The 15322-nt window shown below is 66.6% G+C and carries 14 protein-coding genes; 5 read left to right on the forward strand and 9 right to left on the reverse strand.

Annotation, left to right across the window (positions count from 1 at the left end):
• The first annotated feature begins 216 nt into the window (after positions 1-216).
• The gene (locus tag VHP37_08685; protein ID HEX2826407.1) at positions 217-2532 is read left to right on the forward strand and encodes a penicillin-binding protein 1A; all 2316 of its coding nucleotides are present in this window, start codon (positions 217-219) and stop codon (positions 2530-2532) included.
• Between the two features lie 7 nt (positions 2533-2539).
• The gene (locus VHP37_08690; protein HEX2826408.1) at positions 2540-3175 is read left to right on the forward strand and encodes a UDP-N-acetylmuramate--alanine ligase; all 636 of its coding nucleotides are present in this window, start codon (positions 2540-2542) and stop codon (positions 3173-3175) included.
• Between the two features lie 16 nt (positions 3176-3191).
• On the opposite strand, the gene hemB is transcribed toward VHP37_08690, so the two are convergent.
• A complete protein-coding gene (gene hemB, locus VHP37_08695) occupies positions 3192-4199 on the reverse strand; it encodes a porphobilinogen synthase (GenBank protein HEX2826409.1) in 1008 nt (335 codons plus the stop codon).
• Between the two features lie 212 nt (positions 4200-4411).
• The gene (gene yihA, locus VHP37_08700) at positions 4412-5002 is read right to left on the reverse strand and encodes a ribosome biogenesis GTP-binding protein YihA/YsxC (GenBank protein ID HEX2826410.1); all 591 of its coding nucleotides are present in this window, start codon (positions 5000-5002) and stop codon (positions 4412-4414) included.
• A gap of 118 nt (positions 5003-5120) precedes the next feature.
• On the opposite strand from yihA, the gene VHP37_08705 reads away from it, so the two are divergent.
• Entirely contained in the window at positions 5121-5756 is a 636-nt protein-coding gene (locus VHP37_08705) for a c-type cytochrome (GenBank protein ID HEX2826411.1), read from the forward strand.
• Between the two features lie 101 nt (positions 5757-5857).
• On the opposite strand, the gene hemL is transcribed toward VHP37_08705, so the two are convergent.
• The 3 genes from hemL to thiD are packed head-to-tail and all read right to left on the reverse strand — an operon-like array spanning position 5858 to position 8602.
• Positions 5858-7135, reverse strand: a complete 1278-nt coding sequence (hemL, locus tag VHP37_08710; protein ID HEX2826412.1) for a glutamate-1-semialdehyde 2,1-aminomutase — start codon at positions 7133-7135, stop codon at positions 5858-5860.
• A gap of 10 nt (positions 7136-7145) precedes the next feature.
• The gene (thiE, locus tag VHP37_08715; protein HEX2826413.1) at positions 7146-7760 is read right to left on the reverse strand and encodes a thiamine phosphate synthase; all 615 of its coding nucleotides are present in this window, start codon (positions 7758-7760) and stop codon (positions 7146-7148) included.
• A complete protein-coding gene (gene thiD / locus VHP37_08720; protein ID HEX2826414.1) occupies positions 7760-8602 on the reverse strand; it encodes a bifunctional hydroxymethylpyrimidine kinase/phosphomethylpyrimidine kinase in 843 nt (280 codons plus the stop codon). Before thiD ends, thiE begins: the two co-directional genes overlap by 1 nt.
• A 99-nt stretch (positions 8603-8701) precedes the next feature.
• Between thiD and VHP37_08725 the strand changes: the two genes are divergently transcribed.
• The gene (locus tag VHP37_08725; GenBank protein HEX2826415.1) at positions 8702-8890 is read left to right on the forward strand and encodes a rubredoxin; all 189 of its coding nucleotides are present in this window, start codon (positions 8702-8704) and stop codon (positions 8888-8890) included.
• A gap of 93 nt (positions 8891-8983) precedes the next feature.
• Positions 8984-9364 (forward strand): lactoylglutathione lyase, encoded by a 381-nt coding sequence (gene gloA / locus VHP37_08730; protein HEX2826416.1) that lies wholly within the window; start codon positions 8984-8986, stop codon positions 9362-9364.
• 141 nt (positions 9365-9505) lie between these two features.
• Here gloA and rsmA read toward each other — a convergent pair whose 3' ends face one another.
• Genes rsmA through VHP37_08750 form a run of 4 tightly spaced genes read right to left on the reverse strand, consistent with a single transcriptional unit; the run spans position 9506 to position 15236 of the window.
• Complete coding sequence (gene rsmA, locus VHP37_08735) at positions 9506-10270, reverse strand: 16S rRNA (adenine(1518)-N(6)/adenine(1519)-N(6))-dimethyltransferase RsmA (GenBank protein HEX2826417.1); 765 nt, start codon at positions 10268-10270, stop codon at positions 9506-9508.
• Positions 10271-10277: 7 nt separating this feature from the next.
• On the reverse strand, positions 10278-11294 hold the full coding sequence (gene pdxA / locus VHP37_08740; GenBank protein HEX2826418.1) for a 4-hydroxythreonine-4-phosphate dehydrogenase PdxA: 1017 nt from the start codon (positions 11292-11294) through the stop codon (positions 10278-10280).
• A gap of 49 nt (positions 11295-11343) precedes the next feature.
• Positions 11344-12858: a peptidylprolyl isomerase gene (locus tag VHP37_08745; protein HEX2826419.1), complete on the reverse strand. Its 1515-nt coding sequence runs from the start codon at positions 12856-12858 to the stop codon at positions 11344-11346.
• 29 nt (positions 12859-12887) lie between these two features.
• Positions 12888-15236 (reverse strand): LPS-assembly protein LptD, encoded by a 2349-nt coding sequence (locus tag VHP37_08750; protein HEX2826420.1) that lies wholly within the window; start codon positions 15234-15236, stop codon positions 12888-12890.
• Positions 15237-15322: the final 86 nt, after the last annotated feature.

Raw genomic sequence — 15322 nt, forward strand, 5'->3', positions numbered from 1 at the left:
ACTTTAAATGCTAGCAATAAGCTCAGGGCAAGTAAATGGAACTCGTCTCGTTTATTTTTGCCCAACGGCGACTTTATAATGGTCAAAGCTCTCCCGATCCCGTCCCGGCATGCGCGCGACGCCACGCGGTACGTTCCGCAACCTGAGGCCTCGTTTCAGTATCGCACGTAAACCCCCGTCGCGCATGAACTTTCTCCGGCAACAAACAGGCTCAAGATGTTGAAGCGCTGGTGGGCATTTCCACTATTACTGGTAGCGTCCACGTTCGTAGCGGGCGTAGTGCTCGTCGCCTTCGCCGCGGTCATCGTCTATCCGACCCTGCCGTCGCTGGAAGTGCTCACTGACTACCAGCCCAAGATTCCGCTGCGCGTCTACAGCTCCGAAGGCACGCTCCTCGGGGAGTTCGGCGAGGAGCGCCGCGCGTTCGTCGCGATCAAGGACGTGCCCAAGCCGATGATCGACGCGATCCTGGCGGCCGAGGACGAGCGCTTCTATCACCATCGCGGCGTCGACTATGTCGGAGTGGCGCGCGCCGCGCTGTCGAACTTCGTGTCCGGCGGCGTGCGCCAGGGCGCCTCCACGATCACGATGCAGGTCGCGCGGAACTTCTTCCTCTCGAAGGAGCGCACGCTCACCCGCAAATTCAACGAGATGCTGCTCGCGTTCAAGATCGAGGCGAGTCTCTCCAAGGACGAGATCCTCCAGCTCTACGTCAACCAGATCTACCTCGGCCAGCGCGCATACGGTTTCGCGGCCGCTTCGCAGATCTATTACGGCAAGCCGCTCGACAAGCTGGTGATCGCCGAGTACGCGATGCTCGCCGGCCTGCCCAAAGCGCCCTCCGGCTACAACCCGATCGCCAATCCCAAGCGGGCGCAACTGCGCCAGCACTACGTGCTGCGGCGCATGCGCGAACTCGGCGCGATCAGCGACGCCCAGCTCCAGGAGGCCGAGCAGTTCCAGATCGTCGTCAAGCGCGGCGCCAACGACTTCGGAGTGCACGCCGAGCACCTCGCCGAGATGGTGCGCCAGGCGGTGTTCGAGCGCTATAAGGACGAGACCTACACGCGCGGGATCCGCATTTTCACGACGGTCTCGGCGAAACACCAGGAAGCCGCTTACCAGGCGCTGCGCAAAGGCGTGCAGGACTACGACCGCCGCCACGGCTACCGCGGCCCCGAGGGCTATGCGGAGCTGCCGGCCAAGCTCACCGAGGAAGCCCTCGACGAAGCGCTCCAGGACACGACCGACTACGACGATCTGCTCGCGGGCGTCGTCGTCGAGGCGAGCCCGAAGCTCGTCAAGGTCTACGTGCGCGACGGAGAAACCATCGAGATCAACGAGCAGGGGCTCGGTTTCGCCGCGCGCATGCTCGGCGACAAGGTCAACGCCAACCAGCGGCTGCGCCGCGGGGCGATCGTGCGCGTGCAGCAGGACGACAAGCAGAAGTGGCACATCACGCAGCTGCCCGCGGTCGAATCGGCGCTGATCTCGGTGGATCCGCGCGACGGCGCGATCCGCGCGCTGATCGGCGGCTTCGACTTCAATCGCAACCAGTACAACCACGTGACGCAGGCGCTGCGGCAGCCCGGGTCGAGCTTCAAGCCGTTCATCTATTCAGCCGCGCTGGAGAAGGGTTTCACCGCCGCGACCATCATCAACGACGCGCCGCTCACCTTCTCGTCGACGCAGACCGGCTCCGAGCCGTGGGAGCCCAAGAACTACGACGGCAAGTTCGAAGGTCCGATGCGGCTGCGCACCGCCCTGATGAAATCGAAGAACCTGGTGTCGATCCGCATCCTGCAGGCGATCAGCCCGCAGTACGCACAGGACTACATCGCGCGCTTCGGCTTCGATCCGAAGATGCACCCGCCGTATCTGACGATGGCCCTCGGCGCCGGCAACGCGACGCCGATGCAGATGGCGCAGGCGTATTCGATCTTCGCCAACGGCGGGTTCCGCGTGCCGCCGTACTTCATCGAGCGGGTGGAAGACAACCGCGGCAACATCCTGCTCCAGGCGAAACCGCAGAAAGCGGGCGAAGGCGCCGAGCGCGCGATCGATCCGCGCAACGCGTTCATCATGCAAAGCCTGATGCGCGACGTGGTGCGCGCGGGAACCGCGGCGCGCGCGATGAAGCTCGGGCGCACCGACCTCGCGGGCAAGACCGGCACGACCAACGACTTCATCGACGCGTGGTTCTGCGGTTTCAACAACACGCTGGTCGGCGTCGCGTGGATCGGCTTCGACCAGCCGCAGACGCTCGGCCGCAACGAGACCGGCGGGTCTGCCGCGCTGCCCATCTGGATGGGCTACATGGGCGTCGCGCTCAAAGGGGTGCCCGAAGCGCCGTTCACACCGCCGCCGGGCGTGGTGTCGGTGCGCGTCAACCCGGAGACCGGCATGCGCGAAGAGGGCGGCGTGCCCGATTACTTCTATCAGGAGTTCGTGCCGCCCGAAGGCGGCGGCGCCAGTCCGCTCGGCGGCGGCGGCGAGAAACCGCAAGAGGAAGTTCGCAACCAGCTCTTCTGACGTTGTTATGGCGAAGGATCGGGGTAAAACGCACGAACGGGCACACTACGCCCGTAACGACGAGCGCGGGCGCATCGCCCACCTCGCCGCGCGCATCATGGTCGAGGACGGGGTCGAGGATTACGCGACGGCCAAGCGCAAGGCGGCGCGCCAGGCCGGCGTGCCGGATACCCGACAGTTGCCGACCAATGAAGAAGTCGAGGCGGCGCTGCGCGTGCAGCAGTCGCTGTACGGCGGGGATGCGCACCGTGCGGGCTTGCGCGAGCTGCGCGAGCACGCGCTCGGCGTCATGCGTGAGCTCGAGCGCTTCAATCCCTATCTGACGGGCTCGGTGCTGTCGGGCAGCGCGGGCAAGTACGCCGACATCAATCTCCACCTCTATACCGACAGCGCGAAAGTGGTCGAGATCTTCCTGATGGACCGCGACGTCGCATACGACGCGGGCCAGTGCCGGCTCTACGTCGGCGAGGAGCCGCACACCTTTCCGAAGTTCACGATCGACGACGACGGCATCGAGGTCGAGATCGTCGTGCTCGCGCTCGACGATCTGCGCAACCCGGTGCGGACGACGCCCGAAGGCAAACCCATCGAGCGCGCGCGACTGCCGCAGGTCGAGATACTCCTGAACGACGACGGGGTCTGACCCCGGCCCTACCGGGTCAGACCCCGGTTTTCAGCCGGCGCGCCGCATCGAGCGCGAAATAAGTGAGCACTCCATCCGCGCCGGCGCGCTTGAACGCGAGCAGCGCTTCCATGACGACGCGGTCTTCGTCGAGCCACCCGTTCTGGATGGCGGCCTTCAGCATCGCGTACTCGCCGCTCACCTGATAGACGAAGGTCGGCGCTTTGTAGTGCTCCTTCACGCGCCGCAGGATGTCGAGGTAGGGCATGCCCGGCTTCACCATCACCATGTCCGCGCCCTCGGCGAGATCGAGGCCGACTTCCCACAGCGCCTCGTCGCTGTTCGCCGGGTCCATCTGGTAGGTGTACTTGCTGCCGCCGCCGAGCTGCCTGGCCGAGCCGACCGCGTCGCGGAACGGTCCGTAGAAGCCGGAGGCGTACTTCGCCGAATACGCGAGGATGCGCGTGTGGATGAAGCCGCCTTCGTCGAGCGCCGCGCGGATCGCCCCGACGCGGCCGTCCATCATGTCCGACGGCGCGACGATGTCCACGCCCGCCTGCGCGCACGCCACCGCCTGTTTCTGGAGGATGCCGACGGTCTCGTCGTTGACGATGTGGCCCGCCTCGTCGAGCACGCCGTCGTGACCGTGCGTGGTGTAGGGGTCGAGCGCCGCGTCGGTGATGACGCCGAGCTCCGGCAGGCGCTTCTTGAGCGCCGCCACCGCGCGCGGCACCAGGCCCTGCGGGTTGGTCGCCTCGCGGCCGTCGGCGGTCTTGAAGGAGGCGTCGATCGCCGGAAACAGCGCGACGGCGGGCACCCCGAGCTCGAGCGCTTCCTCGGCGTGACCGAGGAGCTTGTCGATCGTGTAGCGCCTGATTCCCGGCATCGAGGACACGTCCTCGGTGCGCGATTTCCCGTCGATGACGAAGATCGGGTAGATGAGGTCGTTCGTCGTGAGGACGTGCTCGCGCATCATTCGCCGCGAAAAATCGTCGCGGCGCATCCGGCGCATGCGCAGCCGCGGGTACTCACCGAGGGGTTGCATGTTGATTCTCCAAGGGATTTCGGTCGCGTCAGCGCCGTGGGAACTAATCGTAATTATAGTCGTCTGACCTACCAGACGATGTTGATCGTCTCCCGCTTCTCCTCCCTGAGCGGGCGCCTTAATCCTTATTAAGGCCTTTTTGCCCCCGGTTTACTCCCCTTTACCGGGGGCTCTTTATGCCAGGGCCCCGGCTGCGACAGCCGGGGCCCTTTTCATTTCAACCATCCCGCGATCACGCCCTGCGCCGCTTTAACGCCGGTACCCTCGACCGCCGAGAACAGTTGCGCCGTCGCATTCGGATAGCGCGACGCGAGCAGCGTCTCGGCCGCACGCAGCGACCTGATGCTTTCCTGCCGCGTGAGCTTGTCGGCCTTGGTGAGCAGCGCCAGCACCGGCCGGTTGGTCGGCATGAACCAGCCCAGGAGCTGTTCGTCCAGCGGGGTGAGCGGGTGCCGCGAGTCGACGATGATCACCAGTCCTTGCAACGACGCGCGCTCGGTAAGGTAAGTGCTTATTAACATGCCCCAGTGCTCGCGTTCCTTCTTGGAGACCGTCGCATAGCCGTAGCCCGGCAGGTCGACCAGACGGCGATGGCCGCCGCAGTCGAAGAAGTTGATCGTCTGGGTGCGCCCGGGCGTCTTGCTGACGAATGCGAGCTTCTTGCGCTTGGTCAGGGCGTTGATGGCGCTCGACTTGCCGGCGTTGGAACGGCCGGCGAAGGCGACTTCGGCGCCGATGTCAGGGAGAAGCTCGCGCGGCTCGTGCGCGGACGCGACGAATCGCGCGGTGTCGAAGATCGACATAGGTCTTTGTTATCGCGGCTGAAAACCCGGGCGCAGACGGCCCGGGCGGGTGGCGTGGGGGAAGGCGATTCTATACAATGCCGGGTTTTCGCTGACTACCCACCCCCGAGGAGCAAGAATGGACGTACGCCTGATTGCGGCGGCGCTCGCCAGCGCATGCATGTCTGCCGCCGCTTACGGGCAGGTTGCCGTCAAGGGCGACCCGGCAAAAGCGCAGCAGATCGTGACGTCGGTGTGCGCCGCGTGCCATGGTGCCGACGGCAACAGCGCGATTCCCACGAACCCGTCGATCGCGGGCCAGCCCGCCGAGTACGTCTACAAGCAGCTCAACAACTTCAAGTCCGCGGGCGGCAAGCCGGCGGAGCGTCCCAGCGCGGTGATGACCGCGATGGTTGCGAACCTGAGCAGCGACGACATGGCCAATCTCGCCGCGTACTTCGCCTCGAAGGAAGCCAAGCCGCGGGACGCTCGCAACGCCGAGCTGGTGAAGATCGGACAGACGATCTACCGCGGCGGCGTCATCGGCCGCGGCGTCCCGGCCTGCGCCTCGTGCCACGGTGCGAACGGCGCCGGCATCCCCGCGCAGTTCCCCCGTCTCGGCGCGCAGCACGCGCAGTACACCGCCGACCAGCTCAAGGCTTTCCGCGCCGGCAGCCGTGCGAACGATCCCAACCACATGATGCGCGCGATCGCGACCAAGCTCACCGATCGCGAGATCGACGCGGTCGCGCAGTACGTCCAGGGATTGCGTTAAGGCGAACCGTAGGTCGCGTTAGCCGCGGGAGCGGCGTAACGCGACTCGAGGCGAAGGGCTTCGGTGCGTTACGGCGCGTCGCGCCTGACGCACCCTGCGCATCAGAGCGCCGCGAAAGCCTTCGCCGCCGCAGCGACCGTCTTTTCGATCTCGGCCTTCGTGTGCGCGGCCGAGACGAATCCGGCCTCGAACGCCGAGGGCGCGAAGTACACGCCTTCCGCGAGCATCGCATGGAAGAAGCGGTTGAAGCCCTCGACGTCCGACTGCATCACTTCCTGATACGACTGCGGCGCCGATCCGCGGAAGTACAGCCCGAACATGCCGCCGACGCTGTGGGCGGAGAACGCCACACCCGCCTTGCGTGCGGCGGCGCTCAGGCCTTCGGTCAGCGCGCGAGTCGTCGCCTGCAGCGCGTCGTAGAAACCCGGCGCCTGGATGAGCTTCAGCGTCGCGAGCCCCGCGGCGACCGCGACCGGATTGCCCGACAGCGTTCCCGCCTGATACACCGGCCCCAGCGGTGCCACCGTCTGCATGATGTCCTTGCGGCCGCCGAACGCGCCGACCGCCATGCCGCCGCCGATCACTTTGCCGAGCGTCGTGATGTCGGGCTTGATGCCGTAGAGCGCCTGCGCCCCGCCGAGCGCGACGCGAAAACCGGTCATCACTTCGTCGAAGATGAGGAGCGCGCCGTGCCGGGTGCACAAGTCGCGCAGCTTCTGCAGGAACGCCGGCTGCGGCGCCACGAGGTTCATGTTGCCCGCGACCGGCTCGACGATGACCGCGGCGATCTCGCCGCCGGCGCTCTCGAATGCGCGCTCGACGCTGCGCTCGTGGTTGTACTCGAGCACGAGCGTGTGCATCGTGGTCTCGGCCGGAACGCCCGCCGAGCTCGGCTGGCCGAAGGTGAGCAGGCCGGAGCCCGCCTTCACGAGCAGCGCGTCGGCGTGGCCGTGATAGCACCCTTCGAACTTCACGATCTTCGAGCGGCCGGTGAAGCCGCGCGCGAGCCGGATCGCGCTCATCGTCGCCTCGGTGCCGGAGCTCACCAGCCGCACCTGGTCCATCGACGGCACGAGCTTCACCAGGAGCTCCGCCATCTCGACCTCGACTTCGGTCGGCGCGCCGAACGACAGCCCTTTCGCCGCGGCGCGCGTGACCGCTTCGACGACTTCCGGATGCGCGTGCCCGACGATCAGCGGTCCCCACGAGCCGACGTAATCGATGTACACCGACCCGTCGGCGTCCCAGAGGTGAGGCCCTTTGCCGCGCTGAAAGAAGAGCGGCGTTCCGCCGACCGCGCGGAAAGCGCGCACCGGCGAATTGACGCCGCCCGGAGTGTGGAGCTGCGCGCGACTGAAGAGTTTCTGGCTCTGCTTCATCGCTTCCTCGTTACGCGAACAAGCCGGTGAATCCCCGCGCCGCGGCGGTGACGTCGCTCGCGCCGAAGACCGCGGTGATCACCGCGACCGCGTCGGCGCCCGCTTCGATGAGCGGCGGGGCATTCGCAATCGTAATGCCGCCGATCGCGACGACCGGCACGTTCACGGCGCGCTTGACGTCGCGCAACAGATCGATCGGCGCGCGCACCGCACCCGGCTTGACGCTGGACGGATAGAAGCTGCCGAAAGCGACGTAATCGGCGCCCGCCTTTTCCGCTGCGACCGCGACCTCGATCTTCCGGTAGCACGACACGCCGACGATCCCGTCTGCGCCCACCGCCGCGCGCGCGGCTTCGATCTCGCCGTCTTCGGCGCCGATGTGCACGCCTGCGGCGCCGACTTCACGCGCGAGGTGCGGGTGATCGTTGATGATCAGGAGCGCGCCGCAGGCGTCGCACGCGCGCTTCAGTGCGAGCGCTTGCTCGCGCCGAAGCTCGGGCGTGGCGACTTTGTTGCGATATTGCAGGAGGCGCATGCCCCCTGCGAGCGCGGCCTGCACCTTGGAGACGAGCAGAGCGGTGTCTGCTTCGTCGGGCGTCACGGCATAGAGGCCGCGAAGCGCCATCACTCTTCGCGCGCGCTGCGGTCGTCCGCAGCCTCTTCCTCGCGCGCCCAGAACAGGCGGTCAGGGATGTGCTGGCCCATGCCCGGGCGGAACGCCGACTTGAGCGTCTGCCACGTGTATTCCTGCGCGTCCTTCACCGCGTCGCCGATCGCCAGCCCGTTGGCGATCGTCGCGGCGATCGCCGAGGCGAGCGTGCAGCCCGAGCCGTGATACGAGCCCGGCAGGCGCTGCCAGCTGTCGGTGCGCAGCACGCCTTCCTGTCCGTAGAGCGTGTTCACCACCTGCGGGGTGTTCTCGTGGGTGCCGGTCACGAGCACGTACTCGCAGCCGCTCGCGATGAGACGGCTCGCGCACTCCGCGAGGTCGGGGTCGTCCTCGTCGTTGGTGTCGTCGATCGCGAGGCGCCGCGCTTCGAGGCTGTTGGGCGTGATGATGGTGGTCTGCGGCACGAGGAGCTCGCGGATCGCGACCACCATCTCTTCCGAGGCGAGCTCGTCGCCGCGGCCGGACGCGAGCACCGGGTCCAGCACGAGCGGGATCTCGGGATAGTCGGACACCACTTCGGCGATGGCGGCGATCGTCTCCACGCTGCCGAGCACGCCGATCTTGAACGCCGCGATCGGCATGTCTTCGAGGACACAGCGCGCCTGGTCGGCGACCCATTCGGCGTCGATCGGACTGACGTCATCGACTCCGGTCGTGTCCTGGATCGTCACCGCGGTGACCACCGACAGCGGATGGCAGCCCATCGACGAGAGCGTCATGATGTCGGCCTGCAGTCCTGCGCCGCCGCTGGGATCGGATGCGGCGAAGACGAGCACGATGGGAGGGAGGTCGGGCATCGGGGGACGCGCGGAAGGCTCGCGCGGGTGAGTACGCGAGGCGAATCGATTAAAATGCGATTCTAACCCAATTCCCTCTCCCCCCTTTCCAAGCAAGACATGACTACGGCCGACACAAAAGTAAACAAAACCTGGATGTGCCTCATCTGCGGCTTCATCTACGACGAAGCCGCCGGCATCCCCGAAGAAGGCATCGCGCCGGGCACGAAATGGGAAGACGTGCCGATGAACTGGACGTGTCCCGAATGCGGGGCGCGGAAAGACGATTTCGAGATGGTGGAAATCTAGTGTTGGGTGTTTGGTGTTGAGTGTTTAGTGAGGTTTTTGCTGTTCACGCAACACTGAACACTCAAAACTCGACACTCGCGAAGGAGCACGACAGTGCGACTGCTGCATACCATGATCCGCGTCGGTGACCTCGAGCGATCGATCAAGTTCTACACCGAAGTCCTCGGTATGAAAGTGCTGCGCAGCAAGGACTATCCCGACGGCCGCTTCACCAACACCTTCGTCGGCTACGAAGACGAATCCAAAGCCGCGGTGCTCGAGCTCACGCACAACTGGGACACCAGGTCGTACGAGCTCGGCAGCGGTTACGGTCACGTCGCGATCGCCGTCGAGGACGCGTACAAGGCGTGCGACGAGATCAAAAAGCGCGGCGGCAAGGTCACGCGCGAAGCGGGGCCGATGAAGCACGGCACGACCGTCATCGCGTTCGTGGAAGATCCGGACGGTTACAAGATCGAGTTAATACAGCGCTAGCGCGTGCTACGCATGCGCTAGCGCTTTTCGCGCCGGTGTACGCCGAGGAGGGAACCTACGGTTCCCTCCTTGGACCTCCCTGTCCGCCGCCCCGCTATCTCGCATCTGTCGTCGTAGGGTGCGTGGTAACGCACCGCGCCGTTACGTTTTGTAATCGGAAATCCGAACGAAATCCTCCACCGCGAGCGTCTGCGCCCGCGCCTGAGGATCGATCCCCAGCGTTGCGAAGTCCTCCGCGCTCAACGCGCGCCCCAGGGTGTTGCGCAGCGTCTTGCGCCGCTGCGAGAACGCGAGCGCGACGCGCGCGCTCAAGACTTTCTCGTCCCTGGCGCGCCGCCAGTCGCCGGTGCGCGGCGTCATCCTCACCACGGCCGAATCCACCTTGGGCGCGGGATCGAACGCTTGCGGCGGCACGTCGAGCACTTTCTCCATCTCGAAGCGATATTGCAGCATCACCGAAAGGCGCCCGTATTCCGAATCGCCGGGTGCCGCGACCATGCGCTCGACCACTTCGGCCTGGAGCATGACGTGGATGTCGCGCAGCGCACCCGCTGCTTCGAACAGGTGAAAGAGGATCGGCGTCGAGATGTGGTATGGCAGGTTGCCGACCACGCGTAACGCCGGACCCAGGCTCGCGAAATCGAACTCGAGCGCGTCGCCCTCGTGGATGACGAGCTCGTCCGCGCCGAAGTCGCGTTGCAATCGCGCCACGATGTCGCGGTCGATCTCGACGACATGCAGCGGGCGCACCACGCGCGCGAGCGGGCGCGTGATCGCGGCGAGGCCGGGGCCGATCTCGACCATGCGGTCTCCCGGGCGCGGACCGATCGCGTCGACGATGCCCGCGATGGCGGATTCGTCTACGAGGAAGTTCTGGCTGAAGCGCTTGCGCGGGCGGTGCGGCATCCGTGCGTCACGATTTCCTGCGCGCGAGCTCCGCCGCGAGCTCGATCGCCGCCAGCAGGCTGCCGATATCGGCACGACCGGTGCCGACCAGATCGAGCGCGGTGCCGTGATCGACCGAGGTGCGCACGATCGGCAGCCCGAGCGTCACGTTGATGCCGCTGCCGAAGCTCGCGTGCTTGAGCACCGGCAGGCCCTGGTCGTGGTACATCGCGAGCACCGCGTCGGATTCGCGCAGCTTGTCGGGATTGAAGAGCGTGTCGGCGGGCAGGGGGCCGACCGCGTCGACGCCGGCCGCGCGCGCGGCTTCGAGCGCCGGCCCGATCACTTCGATCTCCTCGCGCCCGATGTGTCCCGACTCACCCGCGTGCGGATTGAGACCCGCGACGAGCACGCGCGGTTTCGCGATGCCGAAGCGGCGCTTGAGATCGTCGTTCAGGATGCGCAGCGTTTCTTCCACCGTCTCGCGCGTGATCGCGTCGGGAACATCGCGAAGCGCCAGGTGCGTCGTCGCGAGCGCGACGCGCATGCCGCCGCCGACGAGCATCATCACGACGCGAGGCGTACGCGTGCGCTCGGCGAGGAACTCGGTATGCCCCGTGAACGGGATGCCCGCGTCGTTGATCACGCCTTTGTGCACCGGCGCGGTCGCCATCGCGTCGAACGTGCCGTCCGCGCAGCCGTCGCACGCGGCTTCGAGCGTGCGCAGCACGTAGCGGCTGTTGGCGGGATCGAGCGTGCCGGGAACGACCGGCTCGACGACGGGAAGATGCAGCACCGTCAGCGCGCCGGCCGGCGTCTTCTCCGGATGCGCGCCGTAATCGACGAGCTCGACTTCGACGCCGAGCGTCCGCGCGCGTTCGGCGAGCACGCCGCGATCGGCGATGACCACGATGCGCGCGTTCACCTCGTGCCGCGCGAGCATCACGCACAGATCGGGTCCGATCCCCGCAGGCTCCCCAGCCGTTACCGCAATCAGCGGTAACGGCTGAGTGTTGAGTGTTGAGTGTTGAGTGTTGAGTGACACGTGGGTCAGCCTAGAAGCCTTTCACTAAACACTTAACACTTCGATCGCGCTAGCGATCGTCCAGTCGCACTTCGACGTATGCCCGATCCCTGAGCTGCCGCACCCATTCCTGGTACGCCTCGTCCGACTTGCGCGCGCGCAGCGTCTGCCGCGCGGCGAGGCGGCGCCGTTCCTTGGAGACGTCCTGGTTGCCGCGCTCGAGGACCTGGATCAGGTGCATGCCGAACGGCGAGCGGATGGGCTCGCTGATCTGGCCGATCTTGAGCGCGTTCATCGCGCGCTCGAACTCCGGCACGGTGTCGCCGGGCAATATCCAGCCGAGATCGCCGCCGCGCGAAGCGCTCGCGTCTTCCGAGTGCACGCGCGCGAGCTCGGCGAAATCGGCCTTGTTCTCCAGCCGTTCCTTGAGCACCAGCAGGCGGTTGCGCGCTTCGGTCTCGGAGACGAGCTCGTTGGTCTTGATGAGGATGTGCCGCGCGTGCGTCTGCTCGACGCTCGCCGGCGGCGCGCCCTGCGGCGCGGTGCTGCGCCGATCGTTGAGGCGGACGATGTGGAAACCGTTCGCGCTGCGCAGCACGGCGCTGGTCTCGCCGGGCTTCATCGACTTCACGGCGTCGTAGAAGATGGTCGGCAGCCGATCGGCCGAGCGCCAGCCCATGGCGCCGCCCGACAGCGCGTCGGGCGCTTCGGAATACGACGCCGCGATCTGCTTGAAGTCGGTTCCTTTGGCGAGCTCGGCCAGGGCCTGCTCCGCGCGCGCGCGTCGAGACTGCACCTGCTCGGGGCTCGCGTTCTCCGGCACGACGACCAGGATGTGCGAGAGGTTGAGCTCGTCGTTGGAGGCGCCGCTCGCCTGCTCGGAGGCGAGCAGCGCGTCGATCTCGCTCTCGGTGACGACGATCTTGTTCTCGACTTCGCGCTCGCGCAGGCGCGCCATGATGATCTCGGCGCGGATGTCTTCGCGGAACTTGCCGTAGGGCACGCCGTCGCGCTCGAGCGTCGCGCGCAGCGTGTCCATCGAGATCTTGTTCTGCTCGGCGATGCGGCCGATCGCGCGCTCCAGATCGGCATCGTCGACGCGCAGCCCGCTTTCCTTCGCGAACTGCACCTGCACTCGGTCGCCGATCATGCGCTCGAGGAGCTGGCGCTCGATCACCGCTTTCGGCGGCGCGGTCGTGCCCGAGGAGGCGAGCTGCTTCATCGCGATCCGGGCGCGCTCGTCGAGCTCGCGCGCGGTGATCGCTTCGTCGTTGACGATAGCGACGATGCGGTCGAGCACGACCGGCTGGCGCCCTGCCGGCCGCGCCGCGGGCCTGGCCGTCACGGGCTTGTCCGCAGCAGGCTTGTCCGCCGCCGGCTTGTCGGCAACCGGTTTGTCCGCAACCGGTTTATCGGCGAGCGGCTTATCGGCGACGGGCCTGTCGACGCGAAGGCTGTCGAGCGCAGGCTTTTCGCCCGGGGCCTTGAGACCCTGTGCGAAGGCGCCGCCGGACGCGAGACCGCCCGCCGCGAGCACGGCAAGCGCAAAGGTGAGGAGCGCGTGACCGCGCGTGAGAATGCTCATGGAAAGGACCAGGAACTAAAGGGACCGGCTCAACGATCCGGCACGTAGTAATCGTCCGTGCGGGGCGAGCGCGGGTCGACGCGAGTATACCCGCCCACGTTCCGCCGCAGGACGTCCATCGGATTGGAGCCGATCCGCGACACCCCGTTCAATTCGAGCTGCACGAAGAACGAGGTGCTGACCGCGTTGAGCGCGGTGGCGAAGCGGTGGCCGACGGCCCGGAACGCCCAGCAACCGCCGTCGTATTCCACCCCGCCGAGTGCTTCCAGGGTGCGGCTGTCGCGCGTCGAATAGTTCCAGCGCCCGACGAGGGTCCAGTTGCCGGCCACCGGCCACTGGAAGGACACATCGGTCTGCCCGATGAGCCCCGCGGTGTGGCGGTAGGCGAGGTTCAGCACCTTGCCGGGGCCGGGCTGGTAGCGTGTCGCGACGTTCGCTTTCTGGGTCGAGCTCTGGTCGGTGTTGTACTGGTACCCGACCTCGGCCCGCCAGTTCGGCAGGATCGTGCCGGACAGCGCGGCGAGCAGGTCCGAGCTCGCCGAATGATCGGGACGGGGCGCGACGCCGGGCAGGGTCACGCGCTGCTCGCTGAAATAATAGCGCTGGGCAAGCGCGAGGCGCAGGCGCTCCACGCCGGAGTCGGGATGGATCAGGCGCGACGTGACGCCCACGGTGACCTGGTTGGCGTCGTTGATGCGGTCGTGTCCGCTGAACTGGTTTTCGCTGAAGATCGAGGCGAAGCTGATGTCCTGCAGGCCGCTCTCGAAATTGGGGATGCGGCTCTGGTCGCGGAACGGGATGTAGACGTAATAGAGCTTGGGCTCCAGTGTCTGGATGAACGACTGCCCGATGAACTTGGTGTTGCGTTCGAAAGTGAGGCCGGTGTCGGCCGTCACGATCGGCAGCGTGCGCGTCCGGTCCTCGAAGCCGAGCGTGTTCTCGTCGATGAGGTAGCGCGTCATGTGCATGCCGACCTTGGGCGTGAAATACCACCATGAGGTCTGCAGCGGCAGCGACAGGCTCGGATACGCGAGCATGCGCTTGCCGCTCGGCAGGCTCTCGTGCCGGAAGCCGGTGTAGCTCGTCAGCACGTCGAGGTCGGTCTTGAGCAGGTCGCGGCGGTAGCCGCTCAGCGTGAGCTGGGGCAGACGGTTGTACGGCGGGACGAGGATCGCCTGCGGATCGGTCTGCAGCGTCTGCCAGCGCTGCGCGAGCGCCGAGAAGGTGTAATTGCCGTCGCCCCAGTCGCCGGTCTTGGCGAGCACGCCTTCGGTCGGCAGCGTGGTGCGCGACGTGACCGCGACCAGCGTCGACAGGTCGGTGAAATAGGTATTGTCCGAGACCCGGTTGAAGTTGAAAGCGCCGCTCCAGCCGTTGCCGAATTCCTGGGCGTGCTTGGTGAACACCCCCCAGCGCTCGCGGCTCAACTGCGCGTCGTTGGGCAGCGCCTCGATGCGTGCGGTGCCGTTGTAATTGGGCTGGAGATAGCGGAACTCGGAGCCGAGCTGCAGCCCGCGCTTGGTCATCACGCGCGGGTACAGCGTCATGTCCATGTTCGGCGCGATGTTCCAGTAATACGGCACGGTGATCTCGGTGCCGGTCGTCGACGCGGTGCCGTAGTGCGGCGTCAGGAAACCGGACTTTCGCTGCTGGTGCAGCGAGAACGAGATGTACGGCGTGTAGAAGATCGTCTTGTCGAGAAAGACGATGGAGGCGCCGTGCGCGATGCCGAGATCGCGGTTGCGGTCGACGTCGAGCACGTTCGCCTTCAGGAACCAGTCGTCGTTGCCCGGGCCGCACGTGGTGTAGCTCGCCTTCTCCAGACGATAGCGGTCGGGACCTTCGAAGATCAGCCGCTCGGCGTCGCCGCGCGATTCGGGCGGCTCCTGGGGCTTGCTGCGCCGGTCGAACTCCGACGGCAGCGCGCGCGTGAGCGCGGGCATGCCCGGCACCGCCGGCGTGGCGGGCGTGCGGGGCACCGGCGTGAAGAGGAAGCTGGGCTTGTCGATGAAGCCGCGCTCGGTGCCCAGGTTGAGCTTCATGCGGTCGCCTTCGAGCACGTCGCGCTGGTGCTCGAGCCGCACGCCGCCGCTCGCGTCGACTTCCTCTTTCTCCGCGTTGTAATGGACCCGGTCCGCGAAGACTGCCTGGCCGGAGCGCCGCAGCACCACGTTGCCTTCGGCCTGCACTTCCTTCTCGCCGGTGCCCTGGACGCGATCGGCTTCGACGAACACGGGGATCGGTTCGTCGCGCTCCGCAGGAAGGGAAAGCAGCGAGCGCTGAGGCTTGAGGGCGATGCCATCCTCCGCCGCAAAGCTCGCGATCGGCGCGGCGCAGAGCACGGCGTACGTGATGCGCCTTATCGGTATTCTGTGCATCGGGGGCAAGCGTGAGGGGTGCTAAAATCGCACAATTCACTCCCGAAGGCAATTTCGCGTTGACCGCTGCAAGTCCGAGTGTCGAC

It is taken from the genome of Burkholderiales bacterium (assembly GCA_036262035.1).
In the GTDB taxonomy this organism is placed as follows: domain Bacteria; phylum Pseudomonadota; class Gammaproteobacteria; order Burkholderiales; family SG8-41; genus JAQGMV01.